15 protein-coding genes are annotated in these 17607 nt (G+C 45.1%); 2 read left to right on the forward strand and 13 right to left on the reverse strand.

The window, feature by feature from the left end:
* Positions 1-5 precede the first annotated feature (5 nt).
* From rsmB to gmk, 5 genes are all read right to left on the reverse strand, one after another.
* Positions 6-1373, reverse strand: a complete 1368-nt coding sequence (rsmB, locus tag AWM75_RS02720) for a 16S rRNA (cytosine(967)-C(5))-methyltransferase RsmB (RefSeq protein ID WP_067977928.1) — start codon at positions 1371-1373, stop codon at positions 6-8.
* Positions 1357-2316, reverse strand: a complete 960-nt coding sequence (gene fmt / locus AWM75_RS02725; protein ID WP_067977930.1) for a methionyl-tRNA formyltransferase — start codon at positions 2314-2316, stop codon at positions 1357-1359. The genes rsmB and fmt overlap by 17 nt, the downstream gene beginning before the upstream one ends.
* Positions 2317-2329: 13 nt before the next feature.
* Positions 2330-4738, reverse strand: coding sequence for a primosomal protein N' (priA, locus tag AWM75_RS02730; protein WP_067977933.1), 2409 nt, complete (start codon positions 4736-4738; stop codon positions 2330-2332).
* Positions 4739-4879: 141 nt separating this feature from the next.
* Entirely contained in the window at positions 4880-5086 is a 207-nt protein-coding gene (rpoZ, locus tag AWM75_RS02735; RefSeq protein ID WP_067977935.1) for a DNA-directed RNA polymerase subunit omega, read from the reverse strand.
* A 14-nt stretch (positions 5087-5100) separates the two neighbouring features.
* Positions 5101-5718, reverse strand: a complete 618-nt coding sequence (gene gmk / locus AWM75_RS02740; RefSeq protein ID WP_067977937.1) for a guanylate kinase — start codon at positions 5716-5718, stop codon at positions 5101-5103.
* Between the two features lie 204 nt (positions 5719-5922).
* On the opposite strand from gmk, the gene AWM75_RS02745 reads away from it, so the two are divergent.
* Positions 5923-6270 (forward strand): hypothetical protein, encoded by a 348-nt coding sequence (locus AWM75_RS02745; RefSeq protein ID WP_067977939.1) that lies wholly within the window; start codon positions 5923-5925, stop codon positions 6268-6270.
* Between the two features lie 137 nt (positions 6271-6407).
* On the opposite strand, the gene cls is transcribed toward AWM75_RS02745, so the two are convergent.
* From cls to rpsO, 6 genes are all read right to left on the reverse strand, one after another.
* Positions 6408-7862, reverse strand: coding sequence for a cardiolipin synthase (cls, locus tag AWM75_RS02750; protein ID WP_067977944.1), 1455 nt, complete (start codon positions 7860-7862; stop codon positions 6408-6410).
* Between the two features lie 66 nt (positions 7863-7928).
* Positions 7929-8534, reverse strand: a complete 606-nt coding sequence (locus AWM75_RS02755) for an energy-coupled thiamine transporter ThiT (RefSeq protein ID WP_067977946.1) — start codon at positions 8532-8534, stop codon at positions 7929-7931.
* A gap of 9 nt (positions 8535-8543) precedes the next feature.
* On the reverse strand, positions 8544-10223 hold the full coding sequence (locus AWM75_RS02760) for a ribonuclease J (protein WP_067977949.1): 1680 nt from the start codon (positions 10221-10223) through the stop codon (positions 8544-8546).
* Positions 10224-10333: 110 nt separating this feature from the next.
* Positions 10334-11377, reverse strand: a complete 1044-nt coding sequence (locus AWM75_RS02765) for an aspartate-semialdehyde dehydrogenase (RefSeq protein ID WP_067977951.1) — start codon at positions 11375-11377, stop codon at positions 10334-10336.
* Positions 11378-11706: 329 nt separating this feature from the next.
* Entirely contained in the window at positions 11707-13827 is a 2121-nt protein-coding gene (gene pnp, locus AWM75_RS02770) for a polyribonucleotide nucleotidyltransferase (RefSeq protein ID WP_067977954.1), read from the reverse strand.
* 190 nt (positions 13828-14017) lie between these two features.
* On the reverse strand, positions 14018-14287 hold the full coding sequence (gene rpsO / locus AWM75_RS02775; protein ID WP_067977957.1) for a 30S ribosomal protein S15: 270 nt from the start codon (positions 14285-14287) through the stop codon (positions 14018-14020).
* A 202-nt stretch (positions 14288-14489) separates the two neighbouring features.
* Between rpsO and AWM75_RS02780 the strand changes: the two genes are divergently transcribed.
* Positions 14490-15128: a phosphatase PAP2 family protein gene (locus AWM75_RS02780; protein WP_067977959.1), complete on the forward strand. Its 639-nt coding sequence runs from the start codon at positions 14490-14492 to the stop codon at positions 15126-15128.
* Positions 15129-15614: 486 nt separating this feature from the next.
* Here the strand turns inward: AWM75_RS02780 and AWM75_RS02785 are convergent, their stop codons facing one another.
* Together AWM75_RS02785 and AWM75_RS02790 are read right to left on the reverse strand one after the other, a co-directional pair.
* Positions 15615-16838, reverse strand: coding sequence for an ABC transporter permease (locus tag AWM75_RS02785; RefSeq protein ID WP_067977961.1), 1224 nt, complete (start codon positions 16836-16838; stop codon positions 15615-15617).
* Positions 16828-17601: an ABC transporter ATP-binding protein gene (locus tag AWM75_RS02790; RefSeq protein WP_082702030.1), complete on the reverse strand. Its 774-nt coding sequence runs from the start codon at positions 17599-17601 to the stop codon at positions 16828-16830. The genes AWM75_RS02785 and AWM75_RS02790 overlap by 11 nt, the downstream gene beginning before the upstream one ends.
* Positions 17602-17607 lie beyond the last annotated feature (6 nt).

Below are 17607 nucleotides of genomic sequence, written 5' to 3' on the forward strand. Positions count from 1 at the left end.
TACATCTATTTCTTGATAAAATTGGCAATAAAAAATCCGTCACTTGATACATAATGCGGCAAAATTTCCAGGCTGCTACTGCTAGTCAGGGCACGCTTGACCTGGTCATTCATCAGCTCGCCAGGCAGGGGCTGGGGCTGTAGCTGGTCGACCTGGTCTAAGATACGCTCAACCACCTGCTGGTTTTCTTCTGCTGTAATTGTACAGGTACTGTAGGTTAAAATACCATCTTTTTTCAATAATTTAACTGCTTCCTGGAGAATCTCTAGCTGGATATCTTGGAGACTAGAGAGGTCTGCCAATTCCTTGCGGTATTTGGTATCCGGCTTACGTCTAAAAAGCCCAATACCAGAGCAAGGCGCATCCACTAAGATACGGTCGAAAGACTCAGCTGGATATTTGTGACTGGCTTGACGCGCATCTCCCTGGCTAAGGGCAACCTGGTCAGCGACCCCCATGCGCTTTAGATTTTCAACAATCAAGGCTAATTTGTCACTAGCAATATCTTGAGCCATCACTTGCCCATCTGATCCGACTCGCTCAGCCATCTGAACTGTCTTACCACCAGGGGCAGCACACAAATCCAAGACCCGTTCACCGGCTTGGGGGGCCATCACTTCAACTGCTAGGGCGGCTGATTCATCCTGGATGGTGATTTGTCCAGCGAGAAAAGCTGGGGTTTGGCTGACATTACCACGGCCAATCCGGTAACAGTGGGCCGTCAAGGGGCTGGCCTCAAGCTCTAGGCCTTGGTCGGTTAAGTCCTTGATAATACTGGTTTCCTGGGGCCAATCGTGCTGGTTAACCCGGATTGTCAAGTGACTATCCTGGTTAAAACTGGCCATCACTAATTCTGCCTGGTCCCGGCCAAATCGCCTTTCAAAATAAGTGACCCAAGTAGCAGGGATAGAGTATTTCAATTGCGACTGGGTCAGCCAATCCTGGGCTTGGCTAGCTAGAAAACTAGCCAGGTCGGGATACTGGCGACGGGCATTACGCAAGACACCATTGGTAAAACGAGATAATTGGTAGTTACCACGTTTTTTGGTGATTTTAACCGCCTCATCAACAACTGCATGGTCAGGCACCTGGTCCATATAGTAAAACTGGTAAAGGCTCATCAAAATCAATTGCTTGAGCCAAGATTTAACACCCTTGGGCTTAGCGACTAGGTCCTTAAAAATAGCTGTCAAAGGGAGCCGGTATTGGGTGGTGCCATAAACTAGGCGGGTATAGAGCCGGCGGTCAGGATCGGAAAAATGATGGCCCTTTAAACGCTGGTTGACCACCTGGTCAGAAAATGCTCCTTGGTTGATAGCAACCAGGTCAACCATGGCCAAATAACGGGCTGATTCCCTAATCGATTGGGTCAAATCGGTCACCCTCCTGTAATTGGCCAGCGCCACCATTGATAAAGCTAGCAATATCCATCTTTTTCTTGCCAGCCGGTTGAATTTCCGTTAAGGCCAATACGCTTCCATCACCTGTTGCCACATAAAAACGGGCTGGCTTTTTATTAATCTCAACAATGGTGCCTGGCTGCGCTTGGCTGTCTTGGTCAGTGACTTGGCTAGCCCACAGCTTCCAGCGTTCGCCAGCTAACATGGTATGGGCCACTGGCCAGGAATTAAAGGCGCGGATCTGGTTATGAATCTCCTGGGCCGATTGCTGCCAGTCCACCCGCTCTTGGTCCCGGCTAATATTAGGCGAATAGCTAGCCAGGGCTTCGTCTTGGGGCACTTCCTGAATCTTACCAGCAAACAAATCAGGCAGGGTCGTCATTAAGAGGTCACGACCAACAATTGATAGTTTATCAAACATGCTGGCCACAGTATCCTGGTCTTCGATGGGAATAGCAGCCTGGCTTAAAATAGCCCCTGCATCCATGGCTTTTACCATCCGCATAATCGTCACACCTGTTTCTGTTTCACCCTGCCAAATCGCGTAATGAACAGGGGCACCACCCCGGTATTTAGGTAGCAAGCTGGCATGAACATTAACAGCTCCGTACTTAGGCAGCTTAAGCAGACGCTCAGGTAAGAATTGTCCAAAGGCCGCTGTCACAATCAAATCACAGTCACTGGCTAAAAGCTCAGCTAGTTCTTGGTCCTGGCCGATTTTTTCTGGCTGGTAGAGGGGAATATCATGGGCTAAGGCCGCTTCCTTGACAGGACTAGCTTGTAATTTACGTTTGCGGCCAACTGGTCTATCCGGCTGGGTCACTACGGCAACCACTTGATAATCCGGACTAGCTACTAAGGCCTGTAAAATTGGTACAGAAAAGGCTGGCGTGCCCATAAAGACAATTTTCTTCATATTACATTTCCTCCTACATAAAACTCAAGGGCTCCACATCAATGGCTAGGTATATTTGCTTCTTAGCCCATTCCTGGGCTAAATCGCGTAAGCTAGCTAATTGATCTCTGGCCTGGTCAGGCTGACGATACTGATAAATAATTTGAAAATAATAGCGATTTTTAACCCGGCTAATCGCCGACTGGCTTGGACCCAGGATAATCGTTTCAGGATTTTGGTTCTTGGTTAACATTTGACTGATTAGGTTGATCGCCTTCAACGCTTCCCGTTCATCAAAATGAGAAACGGTCAACCGGGTGCTGTAATAGTAAGGGGAATAGTGGTTAATCTTACGAAAGGCCATCTCCCTTTGATAAAAACTAGTGTAGTCATGGTCTTGGGCTAACTGGATGGCATAATGGTCCGGATTAAAGGTCTGAATCAGAACCTGACCGGCCTTATCCCCGCGCCCAGCCCGGCCAGCTACCTGGGTAAGGAGCTGGAAGGTACGCTCGGAAGCCCTAAAATCTGGTAAATAAAGGGATGTATCTGCATTAATTACCCCAACCAGGGTAATATTAGGAAAATCTAATCCTTTAGCAATCATCTGCGTGCCTAGTAAAATATCAGCCTGTCCTGAAGCCACCTGGTCTAATAGCCGCTGGTGGCTCCCCTTCTTACGGGTAGTATCATTGTCCATCCTAACGACCCGATAATTGGGAAACAATTCTTTAATCTCTTCCTCAACCTTCTCCGTCCCTGATCCAAAAGATCTGATATGGGTAGCCTGGCAGTTAGGACAGCGCTGGGGCTTATTTTCTTCATGGCCACAATAATGACATTTCAAATGTTGACCATGGTAATGATAGGTCAGGGAAACATCACAATTAGGACATTGAAAAACATAGCCACAATCTCGGCACATCATATAATTGGCAAAACCGCGTCGGTTAAGCATCAGTGCCACCTGGTCACCCCGGTCAACCCGGGCAATAATCTCATCACGGAGGCGACGAGAGAACTGATAGTAGTTTTTGTGCTTAAATTCTTCACGCATATCCACAAGTTCAACTTGAGGCAAGGCCTGGTGGTTGGCCCGGTCTGGCATTTCTAACAAATGGTAAACCTTGTTTTGGGCCCGCGCCCGGGACTCCAGTGATGGCGTCGCTGACCCCAAAAGGACCGGGCAGTGGTGGTAATGGCCCCGCCACTTAGCCACTTCGCGGGCATGGTAACGGGGATTATCATTTTGCTTATAGGTCGTCTCATGCTCCTCATCAATAATAATAATGCCAAGCTTATCCAGAGGTGCAAAAACCGAAGACCGAGCACCAACAACAATTTTTGCTTGCCCGGCTCTTAGTTTACGCCACTCATCAAACTGCTCACCCTGGGATAATTGTGAATGCATCACGGCCACCGCCTGACCAAAACGACCCTTGAGCTGGTTGACCATCTGCGGGGTCAAGGCAATTTCCGGCACCAATAGCATAGCTGTTTCACCTTGGTCTAGGGCTTGCTGAATAAGCTGGAGATACACCTCTGTCTTGCCCGACCCAGTCACTCCTTGCAGTAAAAAGACCTGGTCAGCCTGGTCAGCCATGGCCTGGCTCACCTGACTAAAGGCCCGCGCTTGCTGGTCTTGCAAAGGCCGGGCCTGGCTAGGAGAGAAATCCTGGTCTTGGTAAGGATCACGGTTAACTGTTAGCTCTAATATTTCTAACCAGCCTTTTTCGGCCAGTGCCTTAATTGTCGGACGCTGAATTTGATATTTTTGCCGTAATGCTTTAACTGCTAGTCGCTGACCCTCATGAGCCATCAACAGCTCAACCAAAGCAATCTGCTTGTGGGCATTTTTTGACAAACTAGACCGGGCCTCCGCGAGCTCTTCGTAATCTAAGAGAGCTTGAACCCACTCCTCTTTTTTTACTTGCTTGCGATCTTTTAACCGATAGTCAAGATTAACTAAACCAGCCTTTCTCAAGCTGAGCAAATCCTTTAAGTAGCCCCTTTCTTCTGCCAAGTCCCAGTCTATTTCTAACTGATTGGCAAAATATTTTTGCTGGTCCTGGTAGGCTAGTCGCTCAGTCATGACAAAAACCTTGTGGTAATCTGCCTTCAATAAGCTGGGTAGCATGGCCTGGTAAACATCAACTTGGAAACAAAATAGGTCTTGGGCCATTTGCTGACCCAGTTCAAGTAGTTCGGTATTCAGCACCGGTTGCTCGTCCAGCAAGCCCATAATACTTTTCAGGTCGCCCGCAAAATCCGTCTGGTCACTTAGGCCGACGACATAGGCCAGGAGCGTCCGAACCCCAAAAGGCACCTGGACGCGCATGCCCACCTGAATCAGGTCCTGATAATCTTCAGGAACCAGGTAATCATAGCTCTGGTTAGTTTGCATGGTCGCAACATCAACAATGACTTGCGCAATCATCGGCATAAAACGAGCCTCCCTTCCAGTATATTCCTCTCTATTGTACTAAATTTATGGGTATAGACCAATTTAACTGCCATATTTACAGAAAAATAAAAGGTGTTAGTGAATATATCTTTCACCAACACCAATCTGCAGCAATTAAATTTATCTCAATGATTCTGGATCAATCACAAGGTCATCGGAAGCAATTTCTTCTAAGGCGTAACCAACTTCAGTATGACTCTTATAGCTTTCAAGCATGCCGTTATCTTCTTCATGAATTTCATGTGCGCGTTTAGCTGATATTGCGCATAGAGAATATTTTGAATCAATTTTTTCTAATAATTTATCTAGTGAGGGATAAATAATCATAGTTGTCCTCCTTATTATTGTAAGTAGTTGCCTACCAAATCATCCATAAAACGCTCAACCTTGAGATGTTCGGCCTTAATAATGGTTTGAATGCGCTCAACAGCGGCATCAACATCATCATTTTCAACCACATAATCGTATTGGGTCATCAATTGAAGCTCTTCACGCGCCTTGGTCATCCGCTGCTCAATCACCTCTGGGGCATCTGTTCCCCGGTTGACAATACGCGATTCTAATTCCCCCATATTAGGTGGTGCGAGGAAAATAAATACCCCATCCGGCATCCGCCGTTTAACTTGTAAGGCGCCTTGTACTTCAATTTCAAGGAAGACATCCTTACCCTTTAAAGTCATCTCTTCAATATAGGCTAAAGGCGTGCCATAATAATTATCAACATATTGGGCATATTCAAGTAATTCCTCATTTTCAATCATTTGCTCAAATTCTTCTTTGGAAACAAAGAAGTAATCCTTGCCATGGACCTCGCCTTCACGAGCTTGTCGTGTTGTAGCTGATACTGAATAGAAAAACTGTTCGCGGTCATGGTCTTTTTCAAATAATGCTTGCCTGACAGTCCCTTTACCAACACCTGATGGGCCTGAAAGGACAACGAGTAATCCTTTTGATTCCATTGAACACCTTTCCATTCTCTGTTTTATACTTTATCATACCATATTTGAAAAAAATTGAAAGTAGGCCTCACATTTTCAATTAATGTCAGACAATTAACTAGTTTAAATAAACATCTCATAATAAGCTTGCATTTAGAACAAACGTTCGCTATAATCTATTTGTCAGAACAAATGTTCTATTTTTATAAATCAAGGAGGTCTACCATGCAAAATCCAATTTCCCCATCCTACCTACGCCAACTCTTCCAACCTCAGCGCCTAGACAAGCCTGAACCAGCCCCTAATCGTCTACATCAAATTAATCCCCTTAGCCAAATGATGCCCCTTGACCAGGTCACATGGGCATTGACCAAGGCCCATAGGCAAAGGCAACCCCTCTATATAACAGTCAGTCGCCAACTAGCGAATATGAACACTAAAGATATCCTCTTTGGCTTTGTCGAAAGTGATATTAGCAAGAGCGGAATGGTGGCCTTTAAAGTTGACGGTAGCTCCGTCTCACGTCTAATCCATATTAACCATATCTTAGCTTTTAAATGGCCCCAAGCATAGTCGTCTAGCTAGAACTATGCTACTTTAGCAATAAGCCAGGCCCTCACTAGCAAGCCAGGTCTGACAACAACATCCAAGATTTAGTAGTTAATACGCCAATTTTAAAGAGGCTGGGACTTTTGTCCCAGCCTCTTTTTTTATAGTATCGGCGATAGCAACCTGGAAAAATGTTGTTTAAACTTGGTCCAGTTCGATTGATTGGCAAAATAATCATGGTCAAGCTGGCTAGATTTTTCTAGGTCTCTATGGAAGCGACTATTTAATTCCTGAGTAACTGCTTCATCATAAATGAAGGCATTTACCTCAAAATTCAAGCGGAAACTCCGGATATCATAGTTAGCAGTTCCTACTGACGCCACCTTATCATCAACAGTGGTCACCTTGGCGTGGAGAAAACCATCATCATAGGTGTACACATGGACACCGTAATCTAATAGTTCTTTAAGGTAATATTCACTAGCCCGGTAGACAAAAGGATGGTCAGGCTGGCACGGAAACATAATATGGATCTTAACACCAGATAAGGCCGCCATTTTTATCGCCTCATAAACCGAATCATCAGGAATAAAATAGGGGGATTGGATATAGACATTCTTTTCTGCCATCGAAATCATTTTCAAATAGCCCATCTTTATTTGTTCATCCGTCTGGTCAGGACCCGAAGAGACAATCTGCATCGGGGTATCCCCTTGGTCAGACTCTTCTTTAAAATAAGGCTCGTAGCGAGCAATCAACTCATCAGAACTGGCTTCTTTGATTGTTGCCGACCAATCAATAATAAAACGTGATTGCAGGGCTTGAACAACATTACCTGTTACCCGCAAGTGGGTATCGCGCCAATTACCTAGTGGTCCCTTGCCAATATATTCCTTGGCAACGTTAAAGCCACCAATATAGCCCACCTCACCATCAACCACCACAATCTTGCGGTGGTTACGATAATTGAGGCGGAAGTTAATAATCCAGTTATTAGCCCCAAAGAAGTTAGCCGTTTTACCACCAGCATCACGCAAGTCTTGCAGATCTTTTTCGCGTAAATTGCGGGATCCCAGGGCATCATAGAGCATTCGAACCTCAACTCCAGCTCGGGCTTTTTCTTCTAGAATCTGCAAAATTTCCTTACCAACCTCATCATCTTCAAAAATATAATATTGAATATGGATATGGTGCTGGGCCTTACGCAAATCAGCCTTGAGCCGGTCAAATTTTTCATAGCCATCAGTAATAACTTCAACTTCATTATGGTCGGTCAAGATAGAAGCATCGCTTTGGAAGAGTAATTTTATCAATTCTCGCTCCCCAGCCTCGTACTTATACAAGCTGCGCATGTTACCATGGTCGTCCAAGAAATGATCCTTATGCACCATCATCCCCAAGGCTTCCGTATTCTTTAATTGAAAAATACGCTCACTGGAGATGCGGCGACCAAGGAAATAATAAATAATAAAGCCTAGTCCTGGTAATAAAATCAACACCATCAACCAAGCCCAGATGGCTGAAATCTGCCTTGGTTCCTTAAAAACAGTGTAGATAGCCACAGCAGTGTTGACCAAAGCTAGTAGCATGATGCCGATATAAATATATTGTGCCATTAGTCCTCCTAACAAATTATCTTAAAACAAAAGGGCCTGGTTAAATGACCAGACCCCTTATCATCACTAATCATTTAGTAACCTTGACCGCTCTTTCCTTGAGATAAAAGGTGTGTTGCGGGGGATAAAGTACTTAGAGGTGGTATTAAGTATCACAATCAAGATAATGACAATAATGCCACTATTTAAAGCCCAAGATAGGGCAGAATACTTGGCTAATTCAGCTAAACCGATAGCCTCTTGCCCCAAAATAAATTGGCGATTTAGAAAATCTAGCACATAGTAAGCTGCAGTCGCCAATATGGTCCCAGTCACCAAATTGAGATAAACAGAAGAGTAGCGACTATTATGGAGGGTGCGCTGCAAATTACGGGCGAATAGGCCGGCTAAGCCTAAACTAGCACAGGCCAGCACTAAGACAGCGTAGGCCAATGGTTGATTGAACCAATCAGTAGTAGACGAGAGAGGTGCTAGCAGGCCAAAACCGATACCAGCTAGCAAGGCTGGCACAAAGCCCCTTCTAAAGGCATAAAATATGATAAAGATGATGCCAATTGAAAGTTGGATGTGGCCATCACCTAAATAATCTGGAAATACTAATTCCACCCCAAAACTTAGGGCGATAAAAAGTAAGCCTTCAATGATAGTCATTAAGCGTCGAGAACCTTGCATACTGACCTCCTATTTTGATCGTTTGCGGTAGTTAGATGCTTCCATAATAACTGGTAAAATCATCGGGCGCCGTTGGGTATCCTCATAAAGCTTCTTACTTAATTGATCGCGAATATCGCCTTTAAGTTTAGACCATTCAAAGTTCTTGTCGTCCAAATGCTTGTTGACAATATCAGTTACTAGGTTTTTGGACTCATTGAGGAGGTCATTAGAAGCCTTCATATACACAAAACCACGCGAGATAATTTCCGGACCAGCCAAAATTTTACCTAACCGGCGTGAAATGGTTAGCACAACCACAAAAATACCATCCTCGGAGAGTAATTTACGGTCACGCAGCACGATATTACCGATATCTCCAACACCAGCACCGTCAATTAAAACATTTCCGGCCTGAATTTTGCCTGCTAAGCCTAAACCATCCTGGTGGCTTTCAAGCACATCACCCTTGCCGATTAAGAAAATATGGTCACGGGGAATACCTACTTCTTCAGCCAGGATACGGTGGGCATCCATCAATCGATACTCCCCATTAATTGGGACAAAGTACTTGGGCTTGAGTAACCGCATCATCAGCTGTAGGTCTTTAGGCGAAGCATGGCCTGATGACTTGTAGTCTTCAGCCAGTTCAATCACCTCGCCACCAGCCCGATAGATTAAGTTCTTCGTTTCAGCTACCATCGTTTCAAATTCAACTGATGGTGAGGTAGCGATCATCACCGCATCCCCTGGTTGGATATGCACATGACGGTGACGATTACGGGCCATATTTTGTAAAGATTGTAGCGGCTCGCCTGATTTACCAGTTTCTAAAATTAGCACCTGGTTGTCGTCATATTTATCAATATCTTTAATCGGTTTAATCAATTCAACTGATGGGATCGTCACCTTATCTAAGCGGATGGCCACATCAATAATTTCTTCTAATTCATCACCAGACAAGAAAACATGACGTTTACCAGCTAGGGCCACATCAAACACTTGTTGGAGTCGGTTTAAATTGGTCGCAACTGCAGCCACAATGACCCGGCCCGGTGCATTACGGACTTCTTGCAGCATGCCATGCGTAATGACCCGTTCAGAGGCATTATCATGGAGAGATGCCGCTTGACGCGAGTCTGACAAGAGGGCATAAACACCCTCATCGCCCATTTGGGTAATGCGAGAAAAGTCAGTCTCATAGTTAGGCCCTACCGACATATCAAATTTAAAGTCACCGGTATAAACAATTGACCCCTCTTTGGTTTCAATATTGATGCCGACTGAATCTGGCACTGAGTGCGTTGTTTTAAAGAATTTAACCACCACATCACCAAAATCAATCTCATTGTTGACGTTGATTACATGGAAATCTTTATAATTCTTTATGCCTAATTGGCGGGCTTGTAACTTAACTAATTCGATTGTAAGTTCCGTACCAAAGACTGGCAACTCTAATTCTTGAATCAGATAGGGAACCCCACCGATAGCATCTGGGTGGCCGTGGCTCAGGAAAACACCCGCAATCCGATCACTATTTTCAACTAGATAGTTGAAATCAGGAATCATGACATCAATACCCAGCATTTCTTCTGGTGGATAAACCAAGCCACAGTCTAGGATATAAATAGACTCGTCTACCTCCACCAGGTACATATTTTTACCATTTTCATGTACACCGCCTAAAGCGGCAATTTTTATATTACTCATAAAAGCCTCCTATTAATCTTCTTTTATTCGCTCAAAAGTTAGAATAAAAGCTTAGCCAGCAATCGCTGAGGCAGTTAGATAGCTGGCTAGTTCCTCAATATCAATAAATATTATACCAAGCCTTGGTCTACCAAGGATTCAGCAATTTGAATAGAGTTAAGGGCGGCACCCTTCCATAGGTTGTCAGAAACAATCCACATGTGGAAACCACGCTCAAAATCTAAGTCTTGACGAATCCGACCAACAAAAGTGCCCCGTTCAGAAGCCGCCTTGATTGGTTGTGGATAAACTTGGTTATCAATATCATCCTCTAAAACAATGCCAGGCGCATCTTTTAGAACTGCCATGATATCTTCGATGGTAACCCCATCTTCTTTAACTTCGATATAAACGGACTCTGAATGGCCCTTGATAACTGGCACCCGAACAGCAGTTGTTGAAACGGCTACCTGGTCATCACCCAAGATTTTCTTGGTTTCATTGGTCATCTTCATTTCTTCGAAGGTATAGTGGTTGTCTTGGAACTTATCAATTTGTGGCAGGACGTTAAATGCCATTTGATAATGCTTTTTATCCCCACCAACTGGCAGATATTGGGGCGCATCAATTTCTTCTCCTGCTAAAATAGCCTTGTATTGGTTAAGCATTTCTTCAATCGCATGCAGACCAGCACCAGAAACCGCTTGATAAGTTGAAGCAATTACCCGGGAAATACCAAATTTATCATAGATTGGTTTAAGGGCAGCCACCATTTGAATGGTTGAGCAGTTAGGGTTAGCAATTAATCCCTTGTTATTTTTCAATTGGTCAGGGTTAACTTCAGGAACTACCAGTGGCGTCTCAGGATCCATACGGAAGGCTGAAGTGTTATCAACTACAATAGCACCAGCATCAATTGCTGATTGGCCAAACTCTTTGGTCCGGTCACCACCAGCAGAGAAGAAAGCAATATCGATGCCATCAAATGAATCGTGAGTCAATTCTTGGACCTCAATTTCCTGGTCACCCACATTTAGCTTACGGCCAGCAGAACGGGCTGAAGCCAGTAAACGAATTTCGCCTAATTGAAAATTCACATCTGTTAATAATTCACGTAATTGTTCGCCGACTGCGCCAGTCGCGCCGACAATGGCTACATTATATGCTTTTGACATAATATCTCTCCTTAAATTGCAATCTATTGCACTTATTTTATCAAAAATACCCCTTAAGTACAAATGAATATAGTTCTTAGAATCAGCTATTTGTCAGTCTTAGCGGTGCAAATAATAGTTGGGCTACTTGGGTTATTATCATGGGCAAATCTCATGCTCATTCTATGCTATCTTTTGTTTTAACTGACTTTGAAAGCCAGTTCAGATCTAGCAATCCAAACCTAGCTATATACTAGCAGCAAACTGACTAATGATTCAGCCAGTAGGACACTAGTCATCAAAATAAAAAGCAGCCCGGCTCAGACCCAGCTGCTTCATCAAATCAAATTTTAAATTTCATCTTCACGTTTGGTCAAGGCCTTCATGGATAGGTTAATCCGACCGCGGTTGTCAATCTCAATCACTTTGACATCGACTTCTTGACCGAGTGAAAGGACATCTTCAACATTGTTGGTGCGTTTATGCTGGATTTCAGAGATATGCACCAAGCCATCTTTACCAGGTAAAATTTCTACAAAGGCGCCGAATTTCTCAATTCGCTTAACAGTTCCCTTGTAAACTTCACCGGCTTCAACCTCATGGGTTAGCTCGCGAATAATTTCAATAGCTCGGGCGATCATATCGGCCTCAGAAGATGCAATGGACACATTGCCCTCATCATCGATATCAATTTTAACACCCGTCTCATCGATAATCTTATTGATCGTTTCGCCACCCTTACCGATAACCACCTTAATCTTGTCAGGATCAATCTGAATCATTTCAATCTTAGGTGCATACTTAGATAGTTCTGCGCGTGGCTCAGCAATAGTCGCCTGTAGATTATCTAAGATCTGCATCCGGGCTGTTTTAGCCTGGGCTAATGACTCTCGTAAGACATCTTCAGTAATCCCTTGGATCTTGATATCCATTTGTAGGGCTGTGATACCATCCCGGGTACCGGCTACCTTAAAGTCCATATCACCTAGGTGGTCTTCTAAACCTTGGATATCAGTTAGGACGGTATATTGGCTGCTGTCATGTTCATTCATGACCAAGCCCATGGCAATTCCGGCAACTGGGGCCTTAATTGGCACACCGGCATCCATCAGAGCTAGGGTGCCAGCACAAATAGAAGCCTGCGAAGATGACCCATTAGACTCTAAAACTTCGGCAACCAAACGAATGGCGTAAGGGAATTCTTCTTCGCTTGGTAGGACTTGGTTTAAGGCCCGGTGACCTAAAGCGCCGTGACCAATTTCCCGCCGGCCTGGTGAGCCGTAGCGTCCAGTTGAACCTACTGAATATTGTGGGAAATTATAGTGGTGCATAAAGCGTTGGTTTTCTTCTTCGCCTAAACCGTCAATATGTTGCTGCTCTGATAAAGGCGCCAGGGTACAAGCAGATAGCGCTTGGGTTTGACCCCGGGTAAAGAGACCAGAACCATGGGCCCGTGGCAAGAGCGCTACTTCAGATGCTAAAGGCCGGATTTCATCGATTTGACGGCCATCTGGGCGCACCTTATCGTCAGTAATTAAGCGCCGAACTTCATTGTATTCTAATTGGTCAGCGATTCGGACCACATCATTGTGGATAGCGATGAAATCTTCATCATCAAGATAGCGGGCATCATAGTTAGCGATAATTTCTTCTTTAACTGCCTGGATATTTTCTTCCCGTTCTAACTTGTCAAAGGTCTGAATCGCCTCAACCATCTGGCTATGATACTGGGTGGTCACTTCAGCTACTAAGTCAGGATTAGGAATTTGCAATTCCACTGCCATCTTTTCTTGGCCCAGAGCTTGGACGATTTCTTCTTGGAAGAAGCAAAACTCGCGAATAGCGGTATGGCCAAACATCAAGGCCTCTAACATCTCAGCCTCACTTAACTGGTCAGCAGAAGACTCAACCATGTTGATGGCATCCTTGGTGCCGGCAACAGTTAAATCTAAATCAGAGGCTGCCATTTGTTCACTGGTCGGATTGATGATTAAGTCGCCATTCACCCGGCCCACATTAACACCAGCAATTGGACCAGCGAAAGGAATATCAGAAATAGAGAGAGTAATTGATGACCCCAGCATGGCCGCCATTTCCGGACTACAATCAGGATCTACTGACATCACCGTATTAATTACTTGGACCTCATTTAAGAAGCCTTCCGGGAACATAGGACGGATGGGACGGTCAATTAAGCGCGCGGTTAGGGTCGCATGTTCAGACGGACGGCCCTCACGTTTGATATAGCCACCTGGGATTTTACCAGCCGCATACATTTTTTCTTCATAGTTAACTTGCAATGGGAAGAAGGATTGTCCTTCCTTAGCTTCTTTAGCACCAACCGTCGCGGTTAGCACTACTGTTTCACCATAGCGGATCAAGGCCGCTGCTGAGGCCTGCTTGGCTAACTGACCAATTTCCACCTGTAAGGGGCGACCAGCCCAGTTCATTTTAAAAACCTGTTTTTCCATCGGGGTTAAACTCCTTTAATTTTACTAGCAGCCTTCTACTAATCAAAGCCATATAGGCGACTCGCCACCAACATCGTCACCTGCATGGCATTGGTTAGTAGAGCACAACTGCTTAGTCTATAGTAACAAAAAAGCGAGGTCCTTGAAAGTAGGACCCCGCCTGTTTTTAAATATTGGGTCAGGCGCCAGATTAACGACGTAGACCTAAACGTTTGATTAATTCACGGTAACGGGCAACATCCTTGTTACGTAGGTAAGCAAGTAAGTTACGACGATGACCAACTTTTTTCATTAGGCCACGGTATGAATGGTGGTCTTTTGGATGTTGGTGCGCATGCTCGTTAAGTGCGTTGATTTCAGCAGTTAAAACTGCGATTTGTACTTCTGGAGAACCAGTATCTCCTTCTTGACGTGCGAACTCTTTGATGATTTCGTTTTTACGTTCTTTTGTAATTGCCATATGACAACACCTCTTTCTTAAATATTGGCCATAATCTAAGTAAAACGTCGAGGTGACTCATTAAACCTAGAAAATGGTACTGGGTTAGTATAGCCAATAAAGCAAACAAATGCAAGTTTTATTAAGAAAATTGCTAAAATATATTTGCTTTTAAGGGGCAATAAGCTTAGACTAGTTGAGACTAAAAAACGGAGGAATATAAATGAAAAACTACCCATCTAAATACCTACTTTATTGGGCCGGACTATTCTGCCTGCCGGTGGTCATCTTTGCCTTGCTGGTCCTTAACCACAGCCAAAGCTTACAAGCTTTTGACTTAAAATGGGGCCAACATTTCTATAATATAGGGCCAACTTGGCTCACCCGCATTTTCCAATGGGGAACCTTGTTAGGCAATCCCATCATCATGGGTATTGTCATTGTCTGTCTCAGCCTAATCCTCTACTACTTTGCCAACCGACGAGTCGCCCTCTATTATCTAGTCTTTACCATTCTAGGAAACGTAGTCGCCAACCCTCTGATAAAGCTACTAGTTGACCGGCCCCGGCCGCAATTCACTGACCACCTGGTCGACGTATCCAGCCCCTCTTTCCCTTCCGGCCATTCTTTTGGCGCCGTGGTGATATACGGCTGTTTCGCTTATTTTCTCTGCCAATATTTAAAAACCAAGACCAGCAAACAGTTTGTCTGGCTAGGGACCAGTTTATTAGCTATCTTTTTAGCCTTTTCACGCATCTATTTGGGCGTCCACTATGCTTCTGATATTATCAGTGGCCTCTGCCTAGGCTTAGCCTGGACCCTGCTGACCATCTACAACTGGCAGCGGGTTAAGAAAAATTAAGGGTGTGAGCTTTGGCGCTTAGAAATGAATCACTGGAAGGAATCAGACCAATAGCTACAAGCTATTGAGTCAGATTTCTGAAGTGACTTCATTCCTGCCAAGTCGAACCCGACTAAAAGGGTGTGAGACTCGGCGCTTAGGCACGGACCACTGGAAGAAATTAGCCCAGTAGCTGCAAGCTAGTGGAGCTAATTTCTGAAGTGGCGACATGCCTGCCAAAGCGAACCCGACTAATAAAGGGTGCGACAAGAAGCGCTCTGAGCTGAATCGTTGGAGCTAGTCAGACCAATATCTAAAAGATATTGAGTCTGCCTAGTGAAACGACTTCAGTTTAGCTTCTTTGCTATAGCCGTAGCATTTTCAATGCGTACGGATATAGTATGCCTGCTGGAACCCGACTATGCTACTAATATTCGTATAACAACGAAAGCCTGGGACTTATGACCCAGGCTTTTTTTATCTATGCAATTAATCCAACAGCTAGCCTTAACGTAAAATTTCGACGACATTTTTACGGGCGGCGGCCCTGGCCGGAAAGACGGAGAAAATAATCCCGATTAAGACTGAGATTAAAACAGCCATCAGGGCGGTCCCCCAATCGACAACAGCCGGGAACGGCAGTGCCAAAGCTACTAATTTGGCAATTAAAATCCCCATAACATAGCCGATTAAACCGCCTAAGCTTGTGATGGCGACCCCTTCAAAGAGGAATTGTTGCTGGATATTAGCCTGGCTAGCCCCAATCGCACGGCGAATACCAATCTCCTGAGTCCGTTCAGACACAGAGATATACATCATATTCATGACGCCAACGCCAGCAATCAGCAAGGAAATAGCTGCGACTGCCGACACAAAATAAGTAATCATATTCAGCGACTGGCCGACACCAGCTAGAATTTCGGACATATCCATAAAGATATAAGACCCTTGATTATGCAGGCTACCCACCTCATTGAGCTCCTTAACCAAGTCTTCCATGACCTTCTTGGTCTCATCAGCTTTTTCAAAGTAAACTTTTAAGTTACCAGCCCCTTGTCTGGCTGGGCCGAAGATTTGCATACTGGCCCGGGGCAGTAAAATTTGGCTAGGATCAGAAATATTGAAACCACCGCCACCTGATGACATTTCCATGCCACCTAGGGGGTAGACGCCAACAATAGTATAGTCCTTGCCAGCTATATTAAGACTTTGATGAATAGCAGCTTGGGGGCTCGCAAAATATTGCTGGGCCAGCTGGTCAGAAATCATAGCATAGGCCTTTAGACCCTGGGAGTCCGCTTCATTGAGCGCCCGACCGGCTAGCAGGTCACCTTGGGCCTGGTCCACTGGCTTAACTGGCCAACTATTCTTCTCTCCGGCATGAACAACATCCAAGTATTGGGCCTGATCAGGATTACCCTGGTCTATTTCAACCTTGGCAACACCCGGATAACGACTCGCTAACTGGATATCGTTGGCTGAAAAAGCTGGCGTCTTGCTGGGGTCATAACTATCCATTTGAGTCGGTTGAAAAATGACCTGCTGGCTGACTTGACCATCCTTATCATCAGTCAAGGAGTCCAAGGTGGCCTTTTGAAAACCATTACCCAAGGACATAATCGTGATGACCGCGGCAATGCCGATGATAATCCCTACCATAGTCAAGAAGGTCCGGCGGCCATTCATCCGCATAGTCGCTAGTGAAGATTTTAAGATTTCACTAATCCGCATCAACTTGGCCACCTCCTTCAACTTGGGTCAAGTCCTGGTAGGCCTGGGGAATAAAAATCTCCTGACCATCTGACTTAATGGTCCCATCCACAATGGTGATATGGCGGTCGGCATAAGCCTGCAAGGTCGGGTCATGAGTTACCATTAGGATGGTTACGCCCTCTTCCTGGTGGAGGGAAGCAATGATGTCCATGACCAAACGCGAGGTCTTGGTATCCAAGGCCCCCGTCGGCTCATCGGCAATGATAAAACTAGGTTGGTTAATCAAAGCCCGGGCAATGGCCACCCGTTGCTTTTGCCCTCCGGACAATTCGTAGGGTTTAGCATCCCCGCGCCCAGCCAAGCCAACCCGAGCCAGGGCCTGTTCAACCTGGTCATGGGTTTGGCTGGCGGCCATACCGCGATAGAGTAAGGGTAGCCGGACATTATCAGCAATGGTCATATTAGGAATTAGGTTAAATGATTGGAAAATAAAGCCAACAAACTGGTTACGCCGCTTAGAAATCTCCAAATCACTGGGCTGGTTCAGGGGCTGGCCCTGGAATAAATAGTCACCAGTAAATTTATTGTCCAAAAATCCTACCACATTGATTAGGGTGGACTTGCCTGAACCTGACGGCCCCATCACCGAAACAAACTCGCCCTGGTTAATGGTCAAATTAATATCCTTGAGTACATGGACCTGGTTTTCACCTGTACCGTAATACTTATTTAGGCCGCGCAGTTCAATCAGGGGTTGGACTGACTTCACCTGTCTCGTCATAACTAC

The sequence above is a fragment of the Aerococcus urinaehominis genome, assembly GCF_001543245.1.
Classification (GTDB): domain Bacteria; phylum Bacillota; class Bacilli; order Lactobacillales; family Aerococcaceae; genus Aerococcus; species Aerococcus urinaehominis.

Bases quoted from the DNA above. Each gene is read 5' to 3' on its own strand.
- AWM75_RS02765 (WP_067977951.1), bottom strand. From the start codon at position 11,377: ATGTCAAAAGCATATAATGTAGCCATTGTCGGCGCGACTGGCGCAGTC.
- priA (WP_067977933.1), bottom strand. From the start codon at position 4,738: ATGCCGATGATTGCGCAAGTCATTGTTGATGTTGCGACCATGCAAACT.
- rpsO (WP_067977957.1), bottom strand. From the start codon at position 14,287: ATGGCAATTACAAAAGAACGTAAAAACGAAATCATCAAAGAGTTCGCA.
- AWM75_RS02755 (WP_067977946.1), bottom strand. From the start codon at position 8,534: ATGCAAGGTTCTCGACGCTTAATGACTATCATTGAAGGCTTACTTTTT.
- AWM75_RS02790 (WP_082702030.1), bottom strand. From the start codon at position 17,601: ATGACGAGACAGGTGAAGTCAGTCCAACCCCTGATTGAACTGCGCGGC.
- pnp (WP_067977954.1), bottom strand. From the start codon at position 13,827: ATGGAAAAACAGGTTTTTAAAATGAACTGGGCTGGTCGCCCCTTACAG.
- AWM75_RS02780 (WP_067977959.1), top strand. From the start codon at position 14,490: ATGAAAAACTACCCATCTAAATACCTACTTTATTGGGCCGGACTATTC.
- fmt (WP_067977930.1), bottom strand. From the start codon at position 2,316: ATGAAGAAAATTGTCTTTATGGGCACGCCAGCCTTTTCTGTACCAATT.
- cls (WP_067977944.1), bottom strand. From the start codon at position 7,862: ATGGCACAATATATTTATATCGGCATCATGCTACTAGCTTTGGTCAAC.
- AWM75_RS02760 (WP_067977949.1), bottom strand. From the start codon at position 10,223: ATGAGTAATATAAAAATTGCCGCTTTAGGCGGTGTACATGAAAATGGT.
- AWM75_RS02745 (WP_067977939.1), top strand. From the start codon at position 5,923: ATGCAAAATCCAATTTCCCCATCCTACCTACGCCAACTCTTCCAACCT.
- AWM75_RS02785 (WP_067977961.1), bottom strand. From the start codon at position 16,838: ATGCGGATTAGTGAAATCTTAAAATCTTCACTAGCGACTATGCGGATG.
- rpoZ (WP_067977935.1), bottom strand. From the start codon at position 5,086: ATGATTATTTATCCCTCACTAGATAAATTATTAGAAAAAATTGATTCA.
- gmk (WP_067977937.1), bottom strand. From the start codon at position 5,718: ATGGAATCAAAAGGATTACTCGTTGTCCTTTCAGGCCCATCAGGTGTT.